The organism is Edaphobacter sp. 4G125 (genome assembly GCF_014274685.1).
Classification (GTDB): domain Bacteria; phylum Acidobacteriota; class Terriglobia; order Terriglobales; family Acidobacteriaceae; genus Edaphobacter.
The window spans coordinates 3840202-3863561 of record NZ_CP060393.1; the positions used below are offsets into that span (position 1 = coordinate 3840202).

The window sequence follows — 23360 nt, forward strand, 5'->3', positions numbered from 1 at the left end:
GTGCCCTGTACATGACGCGCTCTTAATCGCGCCCCTGTGTGGGACATTTCGCGCATTACGCGACCTACCTCAACTTCTGTCAAGCCCCATGTCCCTCTAACCCACACAATCCACAAGAGATCCCATTTGCAGATCTCCCCTATTCACTCCTCTACAATAGGAGTAGAGCCTTGGCCTTCGAGTCAGGCTTTTGTCTTTTAAGTACAGGGGGGAGAAAGAGAACACCAAGTCCACCCTCATCTTATCTGTTTCGAATACTTTACCTACTTTTCGGGGGGGGAGGCCCTTATGCAATCGACGACCACAACTGATTTGCACAGACAGATCCGTAACTCCCAAGTGAACTGTCTCAGAGCCAACGCTCCTGCCAACACATCCTCGCCACGGCCGACGCCGCGGAAGCCCTCCCTACGCAACGAAAAGTTTTTGTTATTGCCATCACGACACCTGCCGTCCGTCCTCACTGCATCCCTCAAAACCCTCGTGCGGCACCGTGGCGAACTCCCGCAGGATGAGAACAAAACGCCGGGCGATACTACTGCGACACAGCCTGCTATTCTCCCCAACCTCAACGCTGCATCCCAAACACAAGCCAAATCCGTAGTGAGAGATTCACGCGTCCACAACAGGCGCGGAATTCCACGAAGGCGCAAAGACAAACCCACGCGACGTATCGTAATCTCTCTTTATAACCATAGCCTTCCCCAAACTTTGCTTCACGGAGTGACATGCAGAACATCGTAGAAACTCAGTTAGATCGGTCCATCGCCACGCTCACCGCGGTCCGTCAGAACAAGAACCTCATCGATACCGTCGTTCAGGCGGCCCAGGCGATCGCCCAGGCCATGAAGAATGGAAATAAACTGCTCGTAGCAGGCAATGGTGGCTCGGCTGCCGATGCCCAGCACCTCGTCGCAGAGTTTGTCGGCCGCCTCACTCGAAATCGCCCTGCATTACCAGCCGTCGCGCTCACCACCGATACCTCGATCCTTACCGCCGTCGGAAACGACTTCTCCTTCGACGATGTCTTCGACCGCCAGGTGGAAGCCATCGGAAAGCCCGGAGATGTCTTCCTTGGAATCTCTACCTCCGGCAACTCACGCAATCTCGTCAAAGCTTTGCACCGCTGCCGCGACCAAAAGCTCATCACTGTTGGATACCTCGGCAACAAGGGCGGTACTATGGCCCCTCTCTGCGACTATCCCGTGATCGTACCTTCGAACGTCACCATGCAGATTCAGGAATCGCACCTCGCACTCGAACACATCCTCTGCCTCGTGGTCGAGCGATATTTCTTCGGCGAAGGCTTCGATAACATCCCGCAATACGTCGCGGAGTAAGCATCTTCGAAGCCTCAACCCTCCAGACGTGCTTGAAGCTGCTCAAGCGTGGCGCCTTTGGTCTCTGGATAAATAAAGAGCACGACAACGAACTGCACCGCCGTCATCGCTGCAAAGAAGTAGAACGGAGCGCTCCGGGAGAACTGCGCCACCGCAAGAGGGAACAATGCTGCGATCACAGCATCGCTGATCCAATGGGCGCTGCCTCCAAGGCTCTGCCCCTTGGACCGCACCTTCGTAGGAAAGATCTCTGAGATATAAACCCAGATCACCGCTCCCTGAGATAACGAGAAGAGGCAGATAAACGTAACCAGCAGCCACACAACTCTGCCCTGGTCGATTCCCGAACTGAAGATCCTGGCCGTGAGCAGAAGACAGACGAAGGTTCCCGCGGCCCCGATCAGCAACAGCAACTTGCGGCCAATCTTATCGATCAACAACATCCCAATGGCTGTACCGATAAGGTTCGCAAGTCCGATATAGATCGATTGTGAAAAGGTTGAAAGCCGACTCAGGCCCGCTGCGGCAAAAATGTCATTTGCGTAGTACAGAATCGCGTTGATCCCTGAGAACTGATTAAACAGCCCGATCGTAATCGCGAGAAAAATTGGAAGACGAAGCGACCACTGGAACAGTGGTTGTGATTTTTCCAGTCGCTCGCTGTGTAACGACGATCGAATCTCGGAGAGCTCGTGCTCCGGGTCTTCTGTCCCCATCATCTTCAGCACAGCGAGAGCATCTTCCAGGCTGTTCTGCGTAATCAAAAACCGCGAACTTTGCGGAATCGTATAAAGAAGCACAGTAAACAGAATCGCCGGAACCGCTGCAATCCCGAGCTGCCAACGCCATTCCATCAGGCCAAGCCCAAGCCGGGCAATCCACCAGTTCGAGATGTATGCGAAAAGGATTCCGAGCACAACGTTGGCTTGAAACAAGCCGACCAAACGTCCCCTCCATTTGGCCGGAGCAAGCTCTGCAATGTAGACCGGACCCAGTACAGAAGATCCTCCGATCCCCAGGCCCCCAATAAATCGGAAGATCATCAACGACGGCCAGCTCCATGCGAAGGCGCACCCCAGGGCGGAGATCATGTACAGAATCCCCATAATCCGAAGCGCATTTCGACCACCGATTCGCTGCCCCAGCGGACCCGCCAGAATACAGCCGGCTACCGTTCCCCAGAGCGCAATCGAAACCGTCAATCCAAGGGACTTCGGAGTCAGGTCAAAGACCTTGGTCAACAGCGAGGTTGTACCGGAGATCACGACCGTATCAAAACCAAAGAGGAAGCCGCCCAGGGCTCCCACTGCGGTGCTACGAAAAAGGCTGGATGTCATGCGCATAGGGTGAAATCAATTCTCCAGAGTGGCTTTGATCATACTTGATCCTGTATTTTCCGTTACTTAGAGAGACCACCCTGGCTCCTTTGGAGGATCAGCTTGTAACTATCCCCTCGATCCGTTACCATAGATTGGACATGGTAGAGGGTTAGCGGTTTGTCATCCGTTCTGCCTACCACTTTCGCAATTGAAGTGCGTTGAAGCTTGGATCAGGCTGGTTTGCTCCTGTTCCATCATGGAAGCACTCGTCGGCGAAAGCTCATGACATCAAGATTGGAGCAGTTTTATGGCGCAAAAATGTGATCTCTGCGGTAAAGGCCCGCAGTTCGGCAACAATATCTCGCACGCCCACAACACGACCCGTCGGCGCTGGAATGTGAACCTTCAGTCGGTCAAGGCTCTCGTCGATGGCGCAAGCAAGCGTATCCGTGTATGCACCAGCTGCATCAAGACCGGAAAAATCGTCAAAGCCGCTTAATCGCTGATCAAAATCGATAGAGGCCCCAATCCTTTGGATTGGGGCCTTTACGTGTTCCCTGAAGAAATTTACGCCTGCTTCTCAAAAGCGAGTGACGCGCTATTGATGCAATAACGCATTCCTGTTGGCCGCGGGCCATCCGGAAAGAGATGTCCTAGATGCGCCCCACATTGTGCGCAAGTCACCTCAATCCGAGTCATTCCGTGAGTATTGTCTTCATGCGCCTCAATAGCATCGGCGGAAACCGGCAGCCAAAAACTCGGCCACCCGCTCCCTGAGTCGAATTTCTTATCCGATGTAAACAACGGAGCGTTACAGGCGCCGCAATGGTAGATTCCTGTCTCATGGTTATTCAAAAGGGCTCCGGTGAAAGCTCGTTCGGTTCCCTTTTCGCGCATGACATGGAACTGTTCCGGCGTCAGCAGCGCACGCCATTCCGCTTCGGTCTTACGGATCTTTTCCTGTTTCTGAATCTCAGACATCGCTTACCTCACATTTATTGGATGCGATTCAGCTCTTCCGGTCACGCTTTGGCGACAACCTCAATCTCGACCAGCGCATCCTTCGGTAAAGCCGCAACCGCCACCGTCGAGCGGGCCGGAGGAACTACTCCCTGCGGAGCAAGGTATCGTTCATAGACAGCATTCATCGCAGCAAAATCGCCCATACTCTTGAGGAAGACGGTGGTTTTGACCACATCCGCAAGCTCTAGCCCTGCTCCCGCAAGCACGGCCTTGATATTCTCCAGCACCCGAACTGTCTGCTCCGCGACTCCACCTGAAACCAGCTGGCCCGTCGTCGGATCAAGAGCGACCTGACCGGAACAATAGAGCATCTCGCCTACGCGAACTGCCTGAGAATAAGGGCCAATTGCGGCAGGAGCATCTTCGGTTGAAACACGGATCTTTTTTTCGCTCATAGACCGTCAGTCTATCGTGAACAGCTTTTCTCAACAAAACTCACTCTTATGCAATCATTTGCGGCAACCCTAAGAGGTCCTCTGCCCTCTCATAAGAGGCATCGCGAACAGGAAATTGTCCGTAAATAAACCGAAGAACCCGTGTGCGGGATTATGATTCCGCCGACGTACGATTTCGAAAAAAGGAGAAAGTATGGGAATTCTCGACACGATTCAACAGCTTGCAGGACAAACGGGAGCAGCCGCTCAGGGAGATCAGGCAAAGATTGCAGGAGGCTTCATCGAGGCGCTGACCGCACATCCCGAAGGAATTGAAGGTGTGCTCAACAGCCTGAAGGCAAATGGGCTGGCAGAACATGTCGGTGCCTGGGCTGCCGGACAAGCCCAAACCGCAACGCCTGAACAGATTCAGCAGGGGCTGGGATCGACTGGGCTGATCGAAAAGACCGCTCAGGCCGCAGGCGTCTCTCCCTCGGCAGTAACCTCGGCGCTTGCGATGGCACTCCCGATGGTGATCCAACACTTCGCACCCAATGGTCAGGCAGCCGAGCAAAGCACCTTCGGCAGCCTTGCACAACAGGTTCTCGGGAAGCTTCTGTAATATCCATTCTTCATTGACTTCACATCACGCGTCGCGAATGCGATTCGCATTGAAAAGGAGAGTACCGCATGGCTGATCTTGGACAACTCACACAGAAGTACCAGCCTGTGATCGACACGATTAATAGCTTCAGCGAGTTTGGCGCATCCGTTGAAGGCGTTGACCTGGCTGGCGAACAGCTTCACTTGAAAGCCTCTGTCCCTTCAAAGGTGATTGCGAACCGCGTGTGGGACAGCATCAAGCAGGTCGACCCTTCTTACTCCGATCTGAAACACGAGATCGCGACCACAGGCGGCGACAGCCAGGCTTACACAATCAAGTCCGGCGACAACCTGTCGAAGATCAGCAAGCTGTTCTACGGAACGGCAAATAAGTACAACGAGATTGCTCAGGCAAATGGCATTGAAAACCCTGACCGCATCCAGGCGGGCCAGCAAATCAATGTACCCGCCCTCGGATAAAATCGAGCATCTTTCACAGCTGCAAACCGCGATCGTTTTTTATGGTCGCGGTTTCTTCATTTGTGGATAACTCCAATTTGGCGAATCAGTTGCAACATATACCTTCGCAGGCGTGAAACTGGCGTGCGCTGGTATGAAAACAGGAAAGTTTGGGCAACAAGACAGAATTTCTTTCCTATCCAGCAAATGTCAGCTGAAACGTCCTCGGAGGCAAGCGTCTGCGCCATTATCCGAGGCAGAACCATGGAAGGAGCATCATGAAAGCGAAATGGTTCCTCGGTAGCTTACTTTCCGTTTCGGCTCTTACAGCGCCTGCATTCAGTCAGGTCTCCATCTTTATCGGAACTCCACCGCCACCTGTTCGCTATGAAATAGCTCCTCCGATGCCGTATCCCGGATCTGTGTGGACGCAGGGTTACTGGGCTCCGGTCGACGGCCGGTATGTCTGGTATCCAGGCCGTTGGGCAAGACCTCCTTATTATGGAGCAGCGTGGTACGGTCCACGCTGGGAACACGGAGATCGCGGATGGCGTTATCGCGAAGGTGGATGGAGAGGCCGCAGATGGCGTGATGACGACGATCATGGTCATCGCGGCCACGGTCGCGGTCATGGCTATGGACACGACAGGTAATCCGCAGCTCATTGCTTTTACATAAAGATCAACCCGGCATATCCGCCGGGTTGATTCGTTTATCACTCGATGATTGATCACCAGGTGATTTGCACTGTGTGTTCTGAATAACCTCCTGGCTCACCAGTTACAGTGATCCAGTTCTGGTTGAGCTTTGCACCTGTCACCCTAACCGCACGGCCAGTACGGTTAACACGTACAAAGATACGCTGATTAACCTGAGGCGGCACATCCAGCTTCAGAACCAGAGAATGATCTCCGTACTCTTGTCGAATAATCTTCATCTGGCTGGTTTGCTCTCCAGGCTGTATCGGTTGAAATTCCAATCCAACCTCAACCTCTGGAAGAGGAAGCCGCTGGTGATACACCGAAGCAGAAGCGGCAGAACAAGGAGTTTCAGCACTGTCAAAAAATCGCTTCGAATTCTGGAGACATAACTTGACTGGCTTTGAGGAGGTCACTTCAACATCAAGATTCGCGCCATCCCGGCGCATCTGTAGATTCAGTCTTGCGTCGCCAAAGGGGACATTCTTCAATGATGCCTCCGACCATTCCGCCGGCAACTTGGGATCGACTCGCAGACGTCCTGTCAGAGCGTCGACTTCTAATCCAAACAAGCCCCGAATCGCGGGAGTAAGCACCATGGCCGAAGACCAAAGCTGGTGCGAACTGCTTCTTCCGAGCGGCTGATAGAACTCTCCAGACAATACCTCTGTAACCGCACCCGGGTCCTGCAGCCAGGTAAGCTGCGCATTCTGTTTCAAATGTGCAAACCCTGCCTGCGGACGATCAGCGCGATACTCCGCCAGCGAAGCCCATCCTGTATACAACGGCCACACCGAACCATGGTGATAGCTGATCGGATCATAGGTTGCTTCTCCAACCGCCATCGACCGCGTCCCCCAGTCGGTTGAGAAACGATGCATCGCCCAAGCATCGAACATCGCATCCGATTGTGGAAGCGTTAAAGCCCCGCTCCACCATGCAACCGAAGGAAAGATCGTATGCTGCGTATCGAATGAGCCATCCTTACTTCGGCTGAAGTTATAAAAACTGTCACTGTTGCGATACGTTGCCAGATAATCCCGAATAAGTTTCGCCTGCTGCGTAGCTGACGATACCAGTTCATCGTCTTTCATTATTTTGGCAAGATGCGCGATCGCTTCGGACGATTGTTCATCGAGTGCTGCAAGATAAATCTCCTGCTGTGGCATCTTCGGCAGCCACTCTTCCACCCATCCACTACCCTGCGAGTTATCGTAAACACCATTCGTTGTATGAGCTCGTGTAAACGCATAAGCACGTTTGATGTTGTCCCAATGTTCACGCAGATAACGAACATCTCCGCTGGCATTCACGTAGTCGGCCATCTGCATCACGAAGAGTGGTGTGGAATCCGCAGCTGCATAGAGATAGGGAAGGCTGGCCCAATCCAACAGATCAGCGGTTTGCGAAACCTCGTGCATCATCTTGCCGTCTGCACGTTGATGCGCCAGCAAGAAGTCCATCGCTTCGCGACTTAGCTTGAAATCACCATAGCTGTTTACTGCATAGAGGCTCCATAACGTATCGCGCCCAAAGAACCACCCGAATCCAGGACGCGCAGAATCACCGGATGTATACCATCCACCTGCCAGACCGGAGCCAATCACAGAAGACACCCTGGCTTGTTCGATGGATATCTCCGCCCACCGCAAAGCGTCATCCAGTTTCCTATCGGGAGTCTGTGCAGTCAACCGCGTGTCGAAGAAGTGGTCAAAGAAATCAGCCGTTGAACGATACAGCGCTGGTATCTGCTGTGCGACCCCCATAAGCTGGCTTTCAAGCTGTGAAGAATTTAGCTCTGGCTTGCCACTGACTCCCGTGACTGCCGCCAGTAGAGGGAAAAACTTTCGGTCGTCGCGAGCAGGATCATAGTGAATCTCGAACTCCAGGGGCAGTGTTTGCGGCCGTTCCTGGTAAGGGCGAATCAAGCCACGCGTACTGCCGGGCATTGCTACCATTCCAAAGAAGTTGGGATTATCCGTAGACAGCGTATAGATTCCTCCATCGCCTACGCTGGTCCACGAGCCATTAGGACGGCCAAAGTTCGGAGCAGGCCACTGTCTCTCCATCGATGGCTCAAATTGAAGCGTCACTGTAGCTGGACGCACTGCATGAATCTCGAACAGCACCACCGCCGTAGCAACACCCGGCTGTGCCGAACGAGGAATAAACATGTGCTGCTTCACCGTAATTGCAGCATGGGAGTATGTAATCGTCGTGTGGTCAGGTCTAACCTCAATCTGCGATGCATGTGCATTGAGATCGATGATGGCATCATAATTCTGCAATCGCGCCGTGAGTCGAGCGTTATGCAGAATCTTTACAGGAAGCAACCAGAGCTCGAAGCTACCGTCCTGCTGGCCAAGAATAGCCCCTCGCTGCCCTGTCACGCTGAAGGGACGATTCGTCTGCGCAGGTTGTCGAATCACGAGAGGATTGCCGTCGAGAGGAAAATCTGCGACGGGAGCGAAAGGGGGTTGTGTCTCAGCCATAAGCAAGGGAGAAAATAGAAAGACGCAAAGCAGATTTCGCATCGTAAGCCGGAAGTCTCGCACAGTTCCTCTTCTTTCTTTCGGGATTCTTATAAACCTTAAATGAGTAATCACAGTAAAACAGGAGCTGCCACAGGCAGCCCCTGTTTTAAACGTTCATCCGCTCAGAAAGTAATGCGTCCAGCAAACTGCAACTGGCGCATGCTGGAGTTCCCTTCCAGACTGGTAATGATGCCACCCGCCGAGCAATCGATGCAACGAGCATTCGATGCCGTCGGAATATCCAGCGCAGCGTGGTTGAACATATTGAAGGCCTGGAACTGGAACTGTGCCTTCACGCGTTCCGTGATGGGAATGTCCTTGATGAGGGCCGCATCGGCATAGTAATCACGTGGCCCCACGAATGAGTTGCGGCCGATGTTACCGATCGCACCAAACGCAGGACGAGCAAACGCTCCAGAAGTAGCTCCGTTGCTTGCCAGTGCTGCCACTGGCGCGAAGTACTGACGTGAGTGCGTGACAGGATCAAGCGATCCCACCTGAGTCGTAAAGCCCCCGCCCGCCCGATCCGGCCGGCAGTCGCTGCTCATACCCGGACCGCCAAAGTTGGTGTCCAGGTCCTGATCAGCTCCGCACTCCGCATAGGTTGGAGTGAACGGGCGTCCGCTCTCCCATGTCGTCGTGCCGCTCAGCGTCCATCCGCCAATCGCATAATCCATCATGCGATTCACATGGTTCGCGAACATCCGATCGCGTCCAAACGGAAGAGCATACACACCGCTCATCACGAAAACGTGCGTACGGTTCGTATCGTTGCGCCCTCGGCTCAGCTGCGGATAGTTCGCGAAGACCGCGTCGTTGGCATAATTGATTGCCTTCGACCAAGTATAGTTTGCGTTGAACTGCAAGCCATTGCTGAAGCGCTTATCGAGCTTCGTCTGCAATGCGTGATAGTTGGCATTGGCCGTCGGCGCAGCCGAGGTCAAACCGTTTGAGCAGCAGATCGTGGGAGCTCCCTGATAAAAACCGCTGAACTTGTTGTAGTATGGCCGCCGCGCTGCATTGTTTCCGAGCTGACTCGGCGAGGTCGGCAGTAGTGGTGAATTAAAGTCGAATCCATACGTCTCGCCGGGATAGATTCGCTCGGAGTGGTTCCCCACATAAGCAATCTCCGCTGTAAACGTATTGGTGAACTGCTGTTGCAATGAAAGGTTCCACTGATCAACTTTAGGAAGCTGAATACGGCTTCCGCGGAACTGCGGGCTGGTGTTGTTGGAGAAAGGAATAATTCCATTCGAAGGAATCGTAGGCGCTTCAGGCTTCGCAGGAAGTGTCGTCAGGGTGGCGAAGTAATCTCCTGTTGCGCTGGTCGATCCCTGATCTTCGTTGTTCAACACAGGAAGATTGTGGGTAAGGACGGAGCCAAAAAGCGTTCCAAAGAAACCGACGCTGTCATACACCTGGCCGATTCCGCCGCGGATGACTGTATTCGGATGTACCTGATAGGCGAAGCCGAAGCGGCCGGCAAGATTCATGTAGTCCATCTTCTGGCCACCATTGGTGCCAATACCACTAGCACCGGCAATACGGATGCCACCAGCATTGATATCGGCAAAACCACCATTTCCAGGACTATTAACTGTCTCTGGATAGATGATGTCCCAACGCACGCCATAGTTGACTTGCAGCTTATTGGTCACGCGCCATGAATCCTGTCCGTAGAAGGCTCCACGCTTCTGACGGTTAGAAGCATTCTGCGAGTAGACATCGAAGCGCTGGAAACGGGCCACCTGGCCGAAGAGCAACGAAGCCAATGCATTGCCACTCGAAGGAACAGGATCCAATGGCCCCGCTGCCGTCGAAGCCGACGCAAAGTTCAGCACGCCTGCACGGTCGTTATCACTTGCATTTCGAAGATTCAGGGCATAGCGAATATCACCACCGAACTTGATGGTGTGGTTCCCCAGAATCTTCGTCCAGTTGTTGGCAAGCTGGAAGACCTGCTCGCTCTCCAGCAGGGGGCAGTTGCAACCCTGGTTGCCGAAGTTGCTGATCGTATCGGTCATGGAAAAGTTCGGCAGACCGCTACTGTCAGGCGCAGTATTCAGATTCGGAATCCCGGCATTAGCGGCGGGAGTTTGCCCCGCAGTCAGTTTGCTCAAAGCAACGTGATAGCTGAGGAATCCAAAACGAAGGTCCGTCAGTAACGAAGGGCTCACGGCCCAATCTGCGCCAAGTGCCGCGCTCTGGTTTTGCACCTGTCCGTTTCCTGTCGTTCCATTCATTCCAAAGCCAGGGCCTCCTCCTGGCCCGAAGGCTGCGTTGCCAAACAGACGGAAGAGAGCATAGTCGTAACGGCCAAAGGTGTGAATCTTACCGTTGAGCTGATGGTCGAGCCGAACATCGGCCTGATCGGCATTGCTACTCCCATTCCCCGAAGCAGCAAAGTTATTCACGATGGACGTTCCGTTCGTGTTCGGAGCTGGAAGCAGCTTCAAAAGATTGATCGCCTGTGGCGAAAGAACCGAGCGCGGAATCGCATTGCTGGCATACTGTTGGCCTGCAACACCCGTTCCCGAAGGATGATAGTAGACCGGCTGCGATCCCAGGTACTGACTCAGATCGCAGGTTACACCCGAGTTTTGATTAATACAGGTATTGATCACTTGCTGAGTCGGAACAGAGAGCAACTGACTTGCGCCAAGACGCTGACGTGTCCCCTGATAATCCATGAAGAAGAATGTGCGGTCCTTAATAATTGGCCCCGACAGCGATCCGCCGAACTGACCGAACACCTGCCCCGGAATATATTTTCCCGTCACAGGGTCCGGTGTGGATTGGGTAAACGGATTCCGCGCCAACTGCTCTCCGCTATGACGATAAAAGAACGCATCGCCGTGAAACTGATTTCCACCGGACTTGGTCTGCGCGCTGACGATTCCACCGACAGCTCCGCCAAACTCAGCATCGTAATTTGAAGAAGTAACCTTCATTTCGCCGATGGAGTCGAGTGTGGGGTTAATAACAATAATCCCCAGAACAGGCTCGCGATTGTCCGTTCCGTCGAGCAGCCAGCCCTGAACTCCGTAACTCGATCCATTGGTCGTCACCGAAGTGGTTCCTTGTGGATTCTCCGGGCCATTGATGTTGAAGCTCGAGTGCTGCACTCCAGGGGTCAGAAGCGTAAACTGGGTAAAGTTGCGATTCAGATTCGGAAGATTTTGAACCGCACGCTCATCCAGAATCTGCGCCACGTCGGCTCGATCAGTCTTCAGCGCCGGGACCTCGTTTGCGGAGACTGTTACTGACTCCGTGGCCCCTTCGACCCCAAGCTGCACATCAATCAATTGTGCTGCGTCCGCGTGAACCGCTACGCCTTTCGTCTCTTTCGCGGTGAATGTCGAGGCTTCAACCTTCACATCGTAACTATCGGGAATCAGATGCCCGATGCTCCACGCACCGCTATCGTTCGTCTGCGTCGTCTGAGTGGTTCCTTTGGCCGTATCCGTAACAGTAACTGTTGCGCCTTTAACGACTGCCCCCGAGCTATCTGTCACAGTTCCATAGAGGGAACCATAGACCGCCTGTGCCAGCAGCCCTCGCGAACCGGTCAGCAACAGACACACGGCTGCTAACACCAGCCATAAGCGGGCTGCTTTTATATATTTCATCTTGTCCTCCTGATGATTGAGGCAATGTGCCACTTCAAACAGATGCACAACCTCATACAACAGTGGCTAACTCTCCATGCCTGAAAACATGAATGTCACCGTATTCACGGTGCTCAACGTCGTTTGACGGGTGAAATTTCAGCGTGAAATACTCATAGTTGCTGTGAGTGGAGCTGCTGTATATCCTTCATTCCTTGGAGGAACAATGAATGATCCACGTTGGGCCCTCGCTCAACGTATCATTGCCAGTCCACACCTGAGTTCCTCGCCCAAGTTATGCGATTTCTTTCTGTACGTTGTGGATTGTTGTTTGCGCAATGCGCCGGAAGAAGCGACTGAACAGCAGATCGGCGTTCACGTCTTTCATCGCATTCCGGGTTACAACTCCAGCGATGACAGCATTGTGCGTTCGCAGGCTCGGCTCCTGCGCATGAAACTGACAGCCTACTTCTCAAACGAAGGAAGCCACGAAGAACTTATCGTTGAGATTCCAAAAGGCCACTACCTACCGGTCTTTCGGCCGTCCGCGCAAACATTTCCCGCCCTCGAGATTGTTCAACCTGCCGAACCAGCGTTTATCACACCCGTTGATCCGGTAAACGAACGGGCGCTCGCATCTCCACTCCTTAATAAGGAGCAGAGCAAGAAGAACTCTCGCTGGACGAATCTTGCTGTAGCGCTCGTCTGCCTTCTGCTCGGCGGTCTGGCCGGTCTCTTGCTCGGCCATCACTTTTTTTCGGTCTCTTCTTCTCGTACCGAAGTCGACGTCTTCTGGAAGCCATTTTTGGATGGCGAACCACCACTGATTATCTACAGTAATCCTCTTTTCAGGGGTACTCCTTTTACAGGCCTGAAGCTTGTCCCAAACGCGGATACTCCCGACTCCGCGGAATACACAGGAACTCCAGATGAAACCTATACCGGAACAGGTGAAGTTGCGGCCATTCACGAGCTGACCAAGATCTTCGACAGCCAGCAAAAAGATTTCACGCTGAAACGTAGTCGGCTTGTCACATGGGACGAAGCAAAGTTGCGTAATCTCATCTTCGTGGGCGCACCAAGTCAAAACGGCGCGCTACAGGATCTCCCGACCATCTCCGACTTTGCCATCAGTCTGGATGCCGGCAATAAGGGATATATCGTTAACCGTCATCCTCTCCAGGGCGAACCCCAAAGTTTCGTTCCGTCCTCTCCCAACGATGAATATGCGATCCTGGCCTCGATCCCTGGTATTCAAGCCAACCGTCGCATCGCAATCTTTACCGGCCTGACCACCAACGGCACTCAGGCAGCAGTGGAATTTGCCTGCAATCCGGATAACGTACAACAGCTCGCAAACCGAATCGGCTTGTCCAATGGGGTCCTGAAACCTTTTGAGGCCGTTCTGCATGTCAAATTGAGCGGGGGCGTCCCCATTCAGTCCGACCTCGTTGCAATTCACCCTCATTAATTGACCATCTGCTCCATCCTGAGGACATCTTCTGTTCAATAGGTGCCTTTTGAACGACCTGCCATTACACTATCCAAGGCATCCCTGATTAAGTACCCATAAGAAAGGGGGGAGCTACTATGGAAGACACCGCACAGCGCTGTATTGCCATTATTGCGAAGGCCAAAAACATCCCTGCCGACAAGATCACCCTCGATACAAGCTTCGAGGAGCTGAATATCGACTCGCTCGACAAGATCAACATCTCCTTTGAGGTAGAAGAGGCATTCGACATCGCCATTCCCGATGATGCCCTCGGTTCTCTTAAGACCGTCGGCGATGTCGTTCGTGGAGTCGATCAGCTGGTTGCAGCGAAGACCTCTGGCTCTGCCCCTGCCACCGCATCCTGAGACCCGAGGAGCCCGCCTTTCACGTGAATCGTGTTGTTATAACTGGTCTTGGATGCATCACTCCTATCGGGTCGACCGTCGATCTCTTCCGCGACTCTCTCTTCGCAGGCAAGACCGGCATCGCGCCTATCGCCGCTGTTCCTGATGCTCCTGAGGGAGACCCGGGCGTCCGCTACTCCCAGGCTGCGCAGATCTTCGACTTTGATCCCGCACAACACCTCGACTCCGGCATCATTACAGCAACCAACCGCAATACCCAGCTCGCCATCGTTGCTGCGCGTCAAGCTGCCCGTCAGGCCAGCCTGACGGAGCATCACGCTCCCGAAAACATCGCCATCATCATGGGCTGTGCCTGCGGGGGCCGCTCTTCAGAAGAGAGCGAAGTCAAAAAACTCTACCTGGCAAATGCCCGGGCCCACCCGCTGACCATCGTCCGCACGATGTCATCGGCAGGGGCCAGCAATATCTCGATCGATCTGCGCATCACCGGGCCAACGCTAGATATCTCCACCGCCTGCGCCTCGGCTACCCATGCAATTGGCATGGCCTTCCACATGGTGCGCTCCGGCATGACGACAGCGGCCATCGCTGGCGGTCATGAAGCCCCCTTGAGCTGGGGTTTCTATCGTGCATGGGATTCCATGCGGGTCGTCTCCCCTACGCGGTGCCGCCCCTTCGCTGCCGATCGTGACGGAATGACTCTGGGCGAGGGCGCAGCCATGCTCGTTCTCGAAACCCTGGAGTCCGCCCAGGAGCGGAATGCCCCAATCTTCGCAGAGATCGTTGGCTTCGGCATGTCCGCGGACGCCAACCACATCACTCAGCCGCAAGCCGACGGCGCCGCAACTGCCATGCGTAAAGCTCTGGCCGATGCGAATATCTCGCCTGGGGAAGTCGGCTACATCAACGCGCATGGAACCGGAACCCAGGCCAATGACTCCACCGAAGCCGCAGCGATCCATCAGGTCTTCGGGGCTCGCGCAGCGAAGATTCCAATCAGCTCGACAAAAGCCCTCCATGGGCATTCCATTGGAGCCAGCGGCGCGCTGGAAGCACTTGCCACAACGCTGGCTCTTCAAGAAGGCAAGCTTCCTCAGAACGGCGATGTTACCAATCCCGATCCTTCGCTGAACCTTGACATCATCATCAACGGACCTCGGCCAACTGGAGCAACCATTGCTCTCTCCAACTCACTGGCCTTCGGGGGACTCAACGCCGTAATCGCACTCCGCACCTGGCAGTAGATATTTCGACAAACTTCGCAAAAAGAGCTGGTGCAGATGCATTTCATTCGCACCAGCTTCTTTCCCTTAAGCAAAATTCGTCTCGAGCAACTTCTCCAACCGGTCGTAGCTGGCCGCAACTCCACTCTCCATCGGGGAACGCAGAACCGTATCGCGCGTCTCCTGCGAGGAGTAGGTCACGGTGCTCTCTACCGTCGTGATGCCGTTCTTCTCCGTAAGAACAGTCGTAACAACCGCGCTGCCCGGATACCATGCTTCATCGAATTGCTCCGTCGCCGATATCCGTTCATGCGGAATAACCTCGCGATAAACGCCACCCATTCCCATCTTCTGGCCGTTGTCGTGGGTCCACTCGTAACGGTAAGCACCTCCAACCTTCAGATCGATGGTGCATACGGTCATCGTCCATCCCGAAGGGCCCGCCAGCCATCGACTCAGCAGCTCGGGCTTGGTCCATGCATCGAAAACCAACTTCCGCGGTGCCTGAAACTCCCGCGTCATCACGACCTCGCGGTCACCTCTTGCAGCGACCTTCAACTTCCCTGTCTCATTCGTCGGCATCTATAACTCCTTTGGAATCGTTTATCTGAAACCGGGCTACGCAGTTGGAATAAGAATCTCTGTCACCAACTTGTCTTCGGGCGTCGTCTTGGGATCATTCGTATAGTGTTCGATGGTGAAGTCATCGCGTAGTGGAATCTTCTTCTCACCAACAATCGACCACACACGCCCGGAGGCCTCTGGCAGATTGGAATAAGATCCCGTCAAAACGAACCGGCTATACTTCCCACCGCCGAACTGTATCGATTGCACATCTGGTGGCAGCTGCTCTGGTGCGGCGGCAAGCAGAAAGCCAGCGCGATAGACCTTCGGCCCGATCTTATAGAGAGCCATCGCTCCGCTGATTTTGTTGTGCTTTGAGATGGCAGGTTCAAGATGATGCAGCTCTTGCCAGGCCTGTGCCGCAGTGTTTAAAAACGGACCTATCTTTTCAATGAAAACATAGTGGGTTGTGGGCTGCGTAACAATCTCCGGTTCGATTGTAAGGTTCATATCGTCTCCTTTTTAACTTCCAAAAATGCCGTTCTCATTTCGCTTTATGATGTCTTCTCTTCTGCCGTGTTTTCGTATTCCTCATTCGGCTGTCTTCGGCCTTCAACTCTTCCAGCAAGAGATCCAGACGGGCAAAATTTTGTTCCCATACTTCGCGATAGCGCTCCAGCCACTCGCTTGCCTCAGCGAGAGGCTGCGCCTCAAGTCGGCACGGCCTCTTCTGAGCATCCCGTCCCCGCGAAACCAACCCTGCACGCTCCAGCACCTTCAAATGCTTGGAGATCGCCGGCTGGCTCATTGCGAATGGCTCAACCAGCTCCGCCACCGAGGCTTCACCTTCTGCCAAACGAGCGACAATCGCTCTCCGTGTTGGATCGGCTAATGCCGCAAAGATTGCATCCAAATTCGGAGAAGTCGGTGCAGCGAACTGAATACCATAACTCATAAGCTATATAACCTATTGGTTATATACATCGGATAAGCATTTGCGGTCAAGAGATTCACTTTTTTCAAAATCTTTTCCTCGAGCTGTCTTTGTCCCTGCATACCTCTCCGGTATAGGGTTGAGAATATGAAGGAGTTGCGTAAACTCTCCATTGCAGTTCCGGCCCTTGTTCTTCTTGCGAGCTTGATCGGCGCCTATCTTACCCGTGGCGCCATGGCAAACCTCCCCTTTCTCCGCGCCAACGGTCGTACATACGGCTCTCGCCCCTCTGGCGAACTCGTCGATCAACGCCCCTGGCAAACCATCGAGGCGCTCGCTCCTCTTGCCGTATCGGTCGAAGAGAAACGACTCGTCCGCGAGGCCGAACGCCTTGCCGATCACGAAGTCGATCAGGCCTTCGCCCAGGCGCTCCGTCAGACATCGCTTGAAACCAAGACCCTGACTGGAGAAGCCAAAATCCTGCAGCAGAGGATTGCGACCCTGCAAGCAGTTATCAAAGATGATCAGGCCAAGCTCGACAGCCTCACCGCTGCTTCAAAAAGCTCGAATCCTCCCTCATCCGACGATCTCGATGCAGCCAAAGCGCAGGTGCAGTTAGATACGGATGAATTGAACGATGCGAATGAAGACTTCGCTCGCATGATTGGCGACAAACGCGGCCAGGTTCAGCAGGAGCTCGCAATACGCGAAGCCGCGATGAAGAAATTCGACGAGCAGAACGATGCTGCTTCCGCTCCATCCTCCGTACAGACCGCTAAGCGATACGGAACCCTCTCCGGACGCATCTCTGCCTGGTTCGATCAACTCACTCGCATGAATGCGATTGCGCAGGCCCAGGCCGAAGCCAGTACGGGCTCTGCTGCTCTCACCAAAGAACACGCTAGCATCGAAAGCCAGTTGAGTGATGCAAATACGGCAAATGCACAGGACACCAACACGCGCAGCCGTGTCGCACGGCTCGCCCGGATGCATACGCTTTCGCAAATCCACTCTATTCTTGATGACCGCATCCAGACCCAAAAGCAACTTGCAGCCGTGTATGGGCGATGGATGGATCAGGTAAAACGCCAGCACCAAATTATCCTTCATCTTATTCTTCAGTCCATTGGCGCAATCGCATTTCTTTTCCTCTGCTCGGCAATCATTACAGCGATTACAAGAAAGTTGCTCAACCGGCTCAAGATCGACCGTCGGACATCATTAACACTGCATACGATCGCAAATCTTGCGATTCAGATCATTACGATCCTACTGGTGATTCTTGTCATCTTCGGTGTCCCCAGCCAGATGCCCACCATCATCGGCCTCGTCACGGCCGGTTTAACTGTCGTCTTCCAGGACTTCATCCTCGCCTTCTTTGGCTGGTTTGTCCTCATGGGGAAAAAAGGCATTCGCGTCGGAGACTGGGTTGAGATTAATGGCGTCGGAGGCGAGGTCGTCGAAGTCGGACTCTTCCGTACATCATTGTTAGAAACCGGTAACTGGACCGACAAGGGCCATCCCACCGGGCGTCGCACCAACTTCATGAATGGCTTCGCTATCCGGGGTCAGTACTTCAACTTCTCCACCTCAGGCCAATGGCTCTGGGATGAGATCCGAGTCAATATCCCTACCGGCCCACACACCTATCAAATCATCGATGCCATCCATAATGCAGTCCGGCAGGAGACAGAAAAGAGCACCAAACTGGCTGTAACCGAATGGCAGCGAGCCACCGGAGCACATGACATGAGCCAATTCAGTGCCGAACCCTCCGTCGACATGCGACCGGCCTCATCCGGAATCGACGTGATCATTCGTTATGTCACTCGCGCATCGGATCGCTTCAGCGTTCGTAACCGTCTTTATCAAACTGTCATCGAACTCATGCAAAAGAAAGAGGAAGCTGCTGCTCTCGAATCCAGCGAGAAGTCAAACTGAAGCTCAGGAGCCCTAACGTGAACCTGCTTGTCATCAACAGCGGATCGTCCTCCATCAAATTCTCGATCTTTTCTACGGATAGCAGCTCTCCTCGCTCGCTTTACGAAGGCGAAGTCCTTGGAATCGGAACTGGTAACGCGACCTTCGATTTTCATCGGACCGGAGACAGTTCATCTCCTGCAAAAATCAAGGCTGACGATCCCGTCGCAGCGATCAATAAAGTTGTTGAAGCTGTCACACAGTCGAGACTTCCATCCATCAACGCTGTGGGATACCGCGTCGTCCATCCCGGACCCAAACTCGATCACCACACTCGCATTACCGAATCGGTTCTAAGTGATCTCAATCACGCCGTCCTCTTCGCTCCTCTTCATGATCCATCCGCGATCAGGATCATCCACGAAGGAATGAAACACTTCCCTCGCCTCCCGCACTTCGCCTGCTTCGATACGATCTTTCATCAAACCATGCCTGAGGTCGCGACCGCCTATGCCATCCCCGCCGAATATCGCTCCCAGGGAGTCCGGCGCTACGGCTTTCACGGACTCAGCTGCGAATCCATCGTCGAACAGATGCACTCTACGAACTTTCCCCTCCCGCACCGCATGATCATCGCCCATCTCGGCAGCGGGTGCAGCGTCACCGCTCTCGTGGATGGCCACTCCATCGACACATCCATGGGGCTCACCCCCACCGGCGGAATCGTTATGGGAACCCGCCCTGGCGATCTCGACCCCGGACTCGTTCTCTATCTCCTTCGGCAACAACAAGGAGACAGGGACACAGCCTTTAAATCCGTCGAGCATCTTCTCAATCACAACGCTGGAATTACCGCTCTCTCTGGACTTCCCAACGATATGCGCTCTACCCGAAAAGCAGCCGCAGAGGGCAATTCTCAGGCACAGCTCGCCATTGATGTTTTCACTCGCAGTGTCCGCAAAGCGATAGGAGCGTACACCTGGCTCATGGGAGGACTCGATGTCCTTGTCTTTACCGGTGGCATTGGCGAACATGACACCAAAACCCGAGCTGAAGTCTTGGCCGGACTCGATTCTCTCGGCATTCAGATGGATGCTGAGTTAAATCTTGCAGAAAACAAACAGCCCAATAATCCCATCCAGCAGATTTCCGCATCTGAATCAAAAACAAAGGTCTTTCGGGTTCCAGCGAAAGAAGATTGGATCATGGCGATCCATCTTCAGCAGATGCTTACTCAAGCCTGATCCACACGGGTCATCAAGTCCTGATTTTTAGAGGAGAAATCGCCCATGCCGACGACACGTCCTGAGAAGACGAAGAAAACATCCGGGATCCTCAGCGAAGACGAACTACGCAAAATGGACGCCTATTGGCGAGCCTGCAATTACCTCTGCGTCGGCATGCTGTATTTGCAAGAAAACCCTCTTCTTCGTCAGCCTCTGAAGCCGGAACACATCAAAAACCGTCTGCTCGGCCACTGGGGCTCCGATCCAGGCCAGTCCTTTACCTGGGTCCACCTTAATCGGCTTATCAAAAAGTATGACCTCAATCTGATCTTCCTTTCCGGTCCCGGTCACGGCGCTCCGGCGACACTCTCCAACTCTTATCTCGAAGGCGTCTACTCCGAAATCTATCCCGATAAGAGCGAAGACGAAGAGGGAATGAAGAAGTTCTTCAAGCAGTTTTCCTTCCCTGGTGGAATCGGGAGCCACTGCACACCTGAAACTCCCGGCTCCATTCACGAAGGGGGCGAGCTCGGCTACAGCCTCTCGCACGGATTCGGCGCTGCCTTCGATAATCCCGATCTGATCGTCACCGTCGTCGTCGGAGATGGCGAAGCCGAAACCGGCCCACTCGCGACGAGCTGGCACTCCAATAAATTTATCGATCCCGTCCGTGATGGGGCCGTGCTTCCTGTCCTGCATCTCAACGGATACAAGATCGCCAACCCGACCATCCTGGCGCGTATCTCTCCGGAAGAACTCGAAGCGCTCTTCCGCGGCTATGGCTGGACCCCTTATGTAGTCGAAGGAGATGATCCGCACCTCATGCATCAGAAGATGGCCGAGGTCACTGAAAAGTGCATCCAGGAAATCCGGGACATCCAATCGAAAGCTCGCAGCAGCAAATCAAAATCGCCCGAGCGTCCACGCTGGCCCATGATTATCCTGCGCACACCAAAAGGCTGGACTGGCCCCAAAGAAGTCGACGGCCACAAAGTTGAAGGCTTCTGGCGCGCGCATCAGATTCCGATTCTCGATCCTAAATCCAATCCCAAACACCTCAAGCAGGTTGAAGCCTGGATGAAGAGCTACAAGCCCGACGAACTCTTCGATAAATCCGGTCGGTTCATCGAAGAGCTCCGCGAACTCGCCCCCAAAGGGAAAAAACGGATCACGGCCAATCCTCACGCCAACGGAGGTCTCCTTCGCAAACCGCTTGACCTGCCCGACTTCCGTAAATATGCCGTCGAAGTCAAAAAGCCCGGCCAGATTGAGATCTCTCCGACCTACAACCTCGGCGGATTTCTCCGCGATGTCATGCGCAGAAACATGACATCCTTTCGCGTCTTCGGCCCGGATGAAACCGCCTCAAATCGCTTGCAGGTTGTTTACGAAGCCAGCCCGAAGACCTGGATGGCAAAGATTCTCCCGGAAGACGCAGACGGCACTCTCATTGCGCCTGACGGCCGAGTGATGGAGATGCTTAGCGAGCATACCCTCGAAGGCTGGTTCGAAGGATACGTCCTCACCGGCCGTCATGGATTCTTCTCCAGCTACGAAGCCTTCGTCCACATCATCGATTCCATGTTCAATCAGCATGCCAAGTGGCTGGAGAAAAGCAAACTCGAGCTACGCTGGCGCGCGCCCATCTCTTCGATCAATCTTCTGATTACTTCTCTCGTCTGGCGACAGGACCACAACGGCTTTACCCATCAGGACCCCGGCTTTGTTGATGTGGTCGCCAACAAGAGCCCCCATGTAACGCGCATCTATCTTCCGCCCGACGCCAACTGTCTGCTTTCAGTAACGGATCACTGCTTGCGCAGCGAAAACTACGTCAACGTCATCATCGCCGACAAGGCCCCCCACCTTCAATACCTCAAGATGGAAGACGCGATCAACCATTGCACCAAGGGCATCGGTATCTGGGACTGGGCTTCTACCGACGCTGGCGTTGAACCCGACGTCGTCATGGCCTGTGCCGGGGATATTCCTACCGCCGAAGCTCTCGCCGCAACAGCCATCTTGCGTGAGCACTGTCCGAACCTGAAGATCCGTTTCGTCAACGTCGTCGATCTCTTCCGCCTGATGCCGGAGACTGAGCACCCTCATGGGCTCTCCGAACGCGAGTTCGACGCGCTCTTCACCCTCGATAAGCCAGTCATCTTCAACTTCCACGCCTACGCCTCGCTCATCCACAAGTTCACCTACCGCCGTAGGAACCATAACAATATTCACGTGCGTGGCTATAAGGAGCGAGGCAACATCAACACGCCGCTCGAACTCGCCATCCTGAATCAGATCGACCGCTACGATCTGGCTATCGACGTCATCGATCGCGTGCCTCGTCTTCAGGCCACGGCTGCTCATCTGAAAGAGTGGCTAAAAAACGAAATCATCGAGAGTATCAACTTCGCCCATCAGAACGGCATTGACCGTGAAGAGGTCACCAACTGGAAGTGGCCTTTCTAGTAAAAAGCAACTCCTCGTCGTACTGTTCATATAGAGCGATACAATTCCTGAGCCATGCAATAACCTTGTTGGCTCATTCTTTTTTGTAGCGAGGAATACTTTGAAATCAGGAAAGTGGACCACTGCCTTTGCAAGCGCCTTGATTGCGTTGGCCGCCATTGCTCATGCGCAAGCCAATAAAACAAAGAATGTAGTCATCGTCATGACCGATGGACTTCGCTGGCAGGAAGTCTTCCGCGGAGCCGACGCCTCTCTCTTCCCCGACACAAAAGATGCAAATGCCGAAGACAAGAAACTGCGCCAACAGTTCTCTCCCGGAACACCCGAACAGAACCGTACCGCCCTGATGCCCTTCTTCTGGAACACCATCGCCAAACAAGGCCAGATCTTTGGCGATCGCGATGCGCAATCGAGCGTTGTTGTAACCAATGGATTCAAGTTTTCCTATCCCGGATATAGCGAAACCCTGACCGGCAGACCAAATCCAGCCATCGATTCAAACGACGCTCCCAACAACCCACATGCAAGCGTGCTGGAGTGGCTGAATAACCAGGCTGAATTCAAAGGCAAAGTAGCCGCCTTTGCCATGTGGGATCGTTTTGCCCAGATCCTTCGCAGAAGCGAATCAGGCTTGCCGGTGAACGTCGCTTACGAGCCGTTGATCCTCTCGCCCATGCCTCAGGGACTCTCCGATTTGAACGCCGTCAAGACCTCACTCCCCCGAATCTTCGGAGACGACGAATCCTACGATGCGCCAGAGTTCTATCAGGCCCTTGTCTATCTGCATCAGAAGAAGCCACGCGTTCTCTTCATCTCACTTGGCGAAACTGACGATTGGGCTCATCGCCGAAATTATCCGCAGTACCTTGCTTCAGCGCATCGCTTCGACAGCTACCTGCAGACCCTCTGGAACACGCTTCAATCCATGCCGGAGTATCGAAACTCCACCACCCTCGTACTGACAACCGATCACGGACGCGGCTCCGGAAAAGAATGGAGCAGCCATGGACAGAAGATTGACGGAGCCGAGAACATTTGGACAGCCTATCTCGGACCCGACACCCGCGCGCTCGGTCAAAGAGCGAACGTCCCGCAACTCACCCAAGGACAGCTCGCAGCAACCGTAGCCGCTCTCCTCGGCAAAAACTTCGGCGCGACCGATCCCTCCATCACGCCCAGCATTACCGACGTCTTAGCTCACTGATT

General features: G+C 54.0%; 20 protein-coding genes. 12 read left to right on the forward strand and 8 right to left on the reverse strand.

Annotation, left to right across the window (positions count from 1 at the left end):
- Positions 1 to 728 precede the first annotated feature (728 nt).
- Positions 729 to 1340 (forward strand): D-sedoheptulose 7-phosphate isomerase, encoded by a 612-nt coding sequence (locus tag H7846_RS16130; RefSeq protein ID WP_186693574.1) that lies wholly within the window; start codon positions 729 to 731, stop codon positions 1338 to 1340.
- Between the two features lie 14 nt (positions 1341 to 1354).
- Here H7846_RS16130 and H7846_RS16135 read toward each other — a convergent pair whose 3' ends face one another.
- A complete protein-coding gene (locus H7846_RS16135) occupies positions 1355 to 2683 on the reverse strand; it encodes a sugar porter family MFS transporter (RefSeq protein ID WP_186693576.1) in 1329 nt (442 codons plus the stop codon).
- Positions 2684 to 2966: 283 nt separating this feature from the next.
- Between H7846_RS16135 and rpmB the strand changes: the two genes are divergently transcribed.
- Positions 2967 to 3158 (forward strand): 50S ribosomal protein L28, encoded by a 192-nt coding sequence (gene rpmB / locus H7846_RS16140; protein ID WP_186693578.1) that lies wholly within the window; start codon positions 2967 to 2969, stop codon positions 3156 to 3158.
- A gap of 68 nt (positions 3159 to 3226) precedes the next feature.
- Here the strand turns inward: rpmB and msrB are convergent, their stop codons facing one another.
- Both msrB and H7846_RS16150 read right to left on the reverse strand, forming a co-directional pair.
- The gene (gene msrB, locus H7846_RS16145) at positions 3227 to 3640 is read right to left on the reverse strand and encodes a peptide-methionine (R)-S-oxide reductase MsrB (protein WP_186693580.1); all 414 of its coding nucleotides are present in this window, start codon (positions 3638 to 3640) and stop codon (positions 3227 to 3229) included.
- A 41-nt stretch (positions 3641 to 3681) separates the two neighbouring features.
- Positions 3682 to 4077: a RidA family protein gene (locus H7846_RS16150; RefSeq protein WP_186693582.1), complete on the reverse strand. Its 396-nt coding sequence runs from the start codon at positions 4075 to 4077 to the stop codon at positions 3682 to 3684.
- Positions 4078 to 4270: 193 nt separating this feature from the next.
- On the opposite strand from H7846_RS16150, the gene H7846_RS16155 reads away from it, so the two are divergent.
- The 3 genes from H7846_RS16155 to H7846_RS16165 all read left to right on the forward strand — a co-directional run bounded on the left by H7846_RS16155 (position 4271) and on the right by H7846_RS16165 (position 5771).
- The gene (locus H7846_RS16155) at positions 4271 to 4678 is read left to right on the forward strand and encodes a YidB family protein (protein WP_186693584.1); all 408 of its coding nucleotides are present in this window, start codon (positions 4271 to 4273) and stop codon (positions 4676 to 4678) included.
- Positions 4679 to 4746: 68 nt separating this feature from the next.
- Positions 4747 to 5139: a LysM peptidoglycan-binding domain-containing protein gene (locus tag H7846_RS16160; protein WP_186693586.1), complete on the forward strand. Its 393-nt coding sequence runs from the start codon at positions 4747 to 4749 to the stop codon at positions 5137 to 5139.
- Positions 5140 to 5396: 257 nt separating this feature from the next.
- Positions 5397 to 5771: a hypothetical protein gene (locus tag H7846_RS16165; protein ID WP_186693588.1), complete on the forward strand. Its 375-nt coding sequence runs from the start codon at positions 5397 to 5399 to the stop codon at positions 5769 to 5771.
- Positions 5772 to 5848: 77 nt separating this feature from the next.
- Here H7846_RS16165 and H7846_RS16170 read toward each other — a convergent pair whose 3' ends face one another.
- Positions 5849 to 8350 (reverse strand): amylo-alpha-1,6-glucosidase, encoded by a 2502-nt coding sequence (locus H7846_RS16170; protein WP_222597522.1) that lies wholly within the window; start codon positions 8348 to 8350, stop codon positions 5849 to 5851.
- 122 nt (positions 8351 to 8472) lie between these two features.
- Positions 8473 to 11979 (reverse strand): TonB-dependent receptor, encoded by a 3507-nt coding sequence (locus H7846_RS16175; RefSeq protein WP_186693591.1) that lies wholly within the window; start codon positions 11977 to 11979, stop codon positions 8473 to 8475.
- A gap of 205 nt (positions 11980 to 12184) precedes the next feature.
- Between H7846_RS16175 and H7846_RS16180 the strand changes: the two genes are divergently transcribed.
- From H7846_RS16180 to H7846_RS16190, 3 genes are all read left to right on the forward strand, one after another.
- Positions 12185 to 13429: a hypothetical protein gene (locus tag H7846_RS16180; protein ID WP_186693593.1), complete on the forward strand. Its 1245-nt coding sequence runs from the start codon at positions 12185 to 12187 to the stop codon at positions 13427 to 13429.
- Between the two features lie 119 nt (positions 13430 to 13548).
- Entirely contained in the window at positions 13549 to 13818 is a 270-nt protein-coding gene (locus tag H7846_RS16185; protein WP_186693595.1) for an acyl carrier protein, read from the forward strand.
- Between the two features lie 23 nt (positions 13819 to 13841).
- Entirely contained in the window at positions 13842 to 15062 is a 1221-nt protein-coding gene (locus H7846_RS16190; protein WP_186693597.1) for a beta-ketoacyl-[acyl-carrier-protein] synthase family protein, read from the forward strand.
- A 66-nt stretch (positions 15063 to 15128) separates the two neighbouring features.
- Here the strand turns inward: H7846_RS16190 and H7846_RS16195 are convergent, their stop codons facing one another.
- The 3 genes from H7846_RS16195 to H7846_RS16205 are packed head-to-tail and all read right to left on the reverse strand — an operon-like array spanning position 15129 to position 16560.
- Positions 15129 to 15623 carry an SRPBCC family protein gene (locus tag H7846_RS16195; protein WP_186693599.1) on the reverse strand — a complete coding sequence of 165 codons (495 nt, stop codon included), beginning with the start codon at positions 15621 to 15623 and terminating at the stop codon, positions 15129 to 15131.
- Positions 15624 to 15659: 36 nt separating this feature from the next.
- Positions 15660 to 16115, reverse strand: coding sequence for a GyrI-like domain-containing protein (locus tag H7846_RS16200; protein ID WP_186693601.1), 456 nt, complete (start codon positions 16113 to 16115; stop codon positions 15660 to 15662).
- 34 nt (positions 16116 to 16149) lie between these two features.
- Complete coding sequence (locus tag H7846_RS16205) at positions 16150 to 16560, reverse strand: ArsR/SmtB family transcription factor (RefSeq protein WP_186693603.1); 411 nt, start codon at positions 16558 to 16560, stop codon at positions 16150 to 16152.
- Between the two features lie 126 nt (positions 16561 to 16686).
- Between H7846_RS16205 and H7846_RS16210 the strand changes: the two genes are divergently transcribed.
- The 4 genes from H7846_RS16210 to H7846_RS16225 all read left to right on the forward strand — a co-directional run bounded on the left by H7846_RS16210 (position 16687) and on the right by H7846_RS16225 (position 23358).
- The gene (locus H7846_RS16210) at positions 16687 to 18480 is read left to right on the forward strand and encodes a mechanosensitive ion channel family protein (RefSeq protein WP_186693605.1); all 1794 of its coding nucleotides are present in this window, start codon (positions 16687 to 16689) and stop codon (positions 18478 to 18480) included.
- A 17-nt stretch (positions 18481 to 18497) separates the two neighbouring features.
- Positions 18498 to 19703, forward strand: a complete 1206-nt coding sequence (locus tag H7846_RS16215) for an acetate/propionate family kinase (protein ID WP_186693607.1) — start codon at positions 18498 to 18500, stop codon at positions 19701 to 19703.
- 45 nt (positions 19704 to 19748) lie between these two features.
- Positions 19749 to 22154, forward strand: a complete 2406-nt coding sequence (locus H7846_RS16220; protein ID WP_186693609.1) for a phosphoketolase family protein — start codon at positions 19749 to 19751, stop codon at positions 22152 to 22154.
- 100 nt (positions 22155 to 22254) lie between these two features.
- The gene (locus tag H7846_RS16225; protein ID WP_186693618.1) at positions 22255 to 23358 is read left to right on the forward strand and encodes an alkaline phosphatase family protein; all 1104 of its coding nucleotides are present in this window, start codon (positions 22255 to 22257) and stop codon (positions 23356 to 23358) included.
- Positions 23359 to 23360 lie beyond the last annotated feature (2 nt).

What these genes read in the sequence shown, in the direction of transcription:
- H7846_RS16130 (WP_186693574.1), top strand. Translation starts at nt 729, where the DNA reads ATGCAGAACATCGTAGAAACTCAGTTAGATCGGTCCATCGCCACGCTC.
- H7846_RS16135 (WP_186693576.1), bottom strand. Translation starts at nt 2,683, where the DNA reads ATGCGCATGACATCCAGCCTTTTTCGTAGCACCGCAGTGGGAGCCCTG.
- rpmB (WP_186693578.1), top strand. Translation starts at nt 2,967, where the DNA reads ATGGCGCAAAAATGTGATCTCTGCGGTAAAGGCCCGCAGTTCGGCAAC.
- msrB (WP_186693580.1), bottom strand. Translation starts at nt 3,640, where the DNA reads ATGTCTGAGATTCAGAAACAGGAAAAGATCCGTAAGACCGAAGCGGAA.
- H7846_RS16150 (WP_186693582.1), bottom strand. Translation starts at nt 4,077, where the DNA reads ATGAGCGAAAAAAAGATCCGTGTTTCAACCGAAGATGCTCCTGCCGCA.
- H7846_RS16155 (WP_186693584.1), top strand. Translation starts at nt 4,271, where the DNA reads ATGGGAATTCTCGACACGATTCAACAGCTTGCAGGACAAACGGGAGCA.
- H7846_RS16160 (WP_186693586.1), top strand. Translation starts at nt 4,747, where the DNA reads ATGGCTGATCTTGGACAACTCACACAGAAGTACCAGCCTGTGATCGAC.
- H7846_RS16165 (WP_186693588.1), top strand. Translation starts at nt 5,397, where the DNA reads ATGAAAGCGAAATGGTTCCTCGGTAGCTTACTTTCCGTTTCGGCTCTT.
- H7846_RS16170 (WP_222597522.1), bottom strand. Translation starts at nt 8,350, where the DNA reads ATGCGAAATCTGCTTTGCGTCTTTCTATTTTCTCCCTTGCTTATGGCT.
- H7846_RS16175 (WP_186693591.1), bottom strand. Translation starts at nt 11,979, where the DNA reads ATGAAATATATAAAAGCAGCCCGCTTATGGCTGGTGTTAGCAGCCGTG.
- H7846_RS16180 (WP_186693593.1), top strand. Translation starts at nt 12,185, where the DNA reads ATGAATGATCCACGTTGGGCCCTCGCTCAACGTATCATTGCCAGTCCA.
- H7846_RS16185 (WP_186693595.1), top strand. Translation starts at nt 13,549, where the DNA reads ATGGAAGACACCGCACAGCGCTGTATTGCCATTATTGCGAAGGCCAAA.
- H7846_RS16195 (WP_186693599.1), bottom strand. Translation starts at nt 15,623, where the DNA reads ATGCCGACGAATGAGACAGGGAAGTTGAAGGTCGCTGCAAGAGGTGAC.
- H7846_RS16200 (WP_186693601.1), bottom strand. Translation starts at nt 16,115, where the DNA reads ATGAACCTTACAATCGAACCGGAGATTGTTACGCAGCCCACAACCCAC.
- H7846_RS16205 (WP_186693603.1), bottom strand. Translation starts at nt 16,560, where the DNA reads ATGAGTTATGGTATTCAGTTCGCTGCACCGACTTCTCCGAATTTGGAT.
- H7846_RS16210 (WP_186693605.1), top strand. Translation starts at nt 16,687, where the DNA reads ATGAAGGAGTTGCGTAAACTCTCCATTGCAGTTCCGGCCCTTGTTCTT.
- H7846_RS16220 (WP_186693609.1), top strand. Translation starts at nt 19,749, where the DNA reads ATGCCGACGACACGTCCTGAGAAGACGAAGAAAACATCCGGGATCCTC.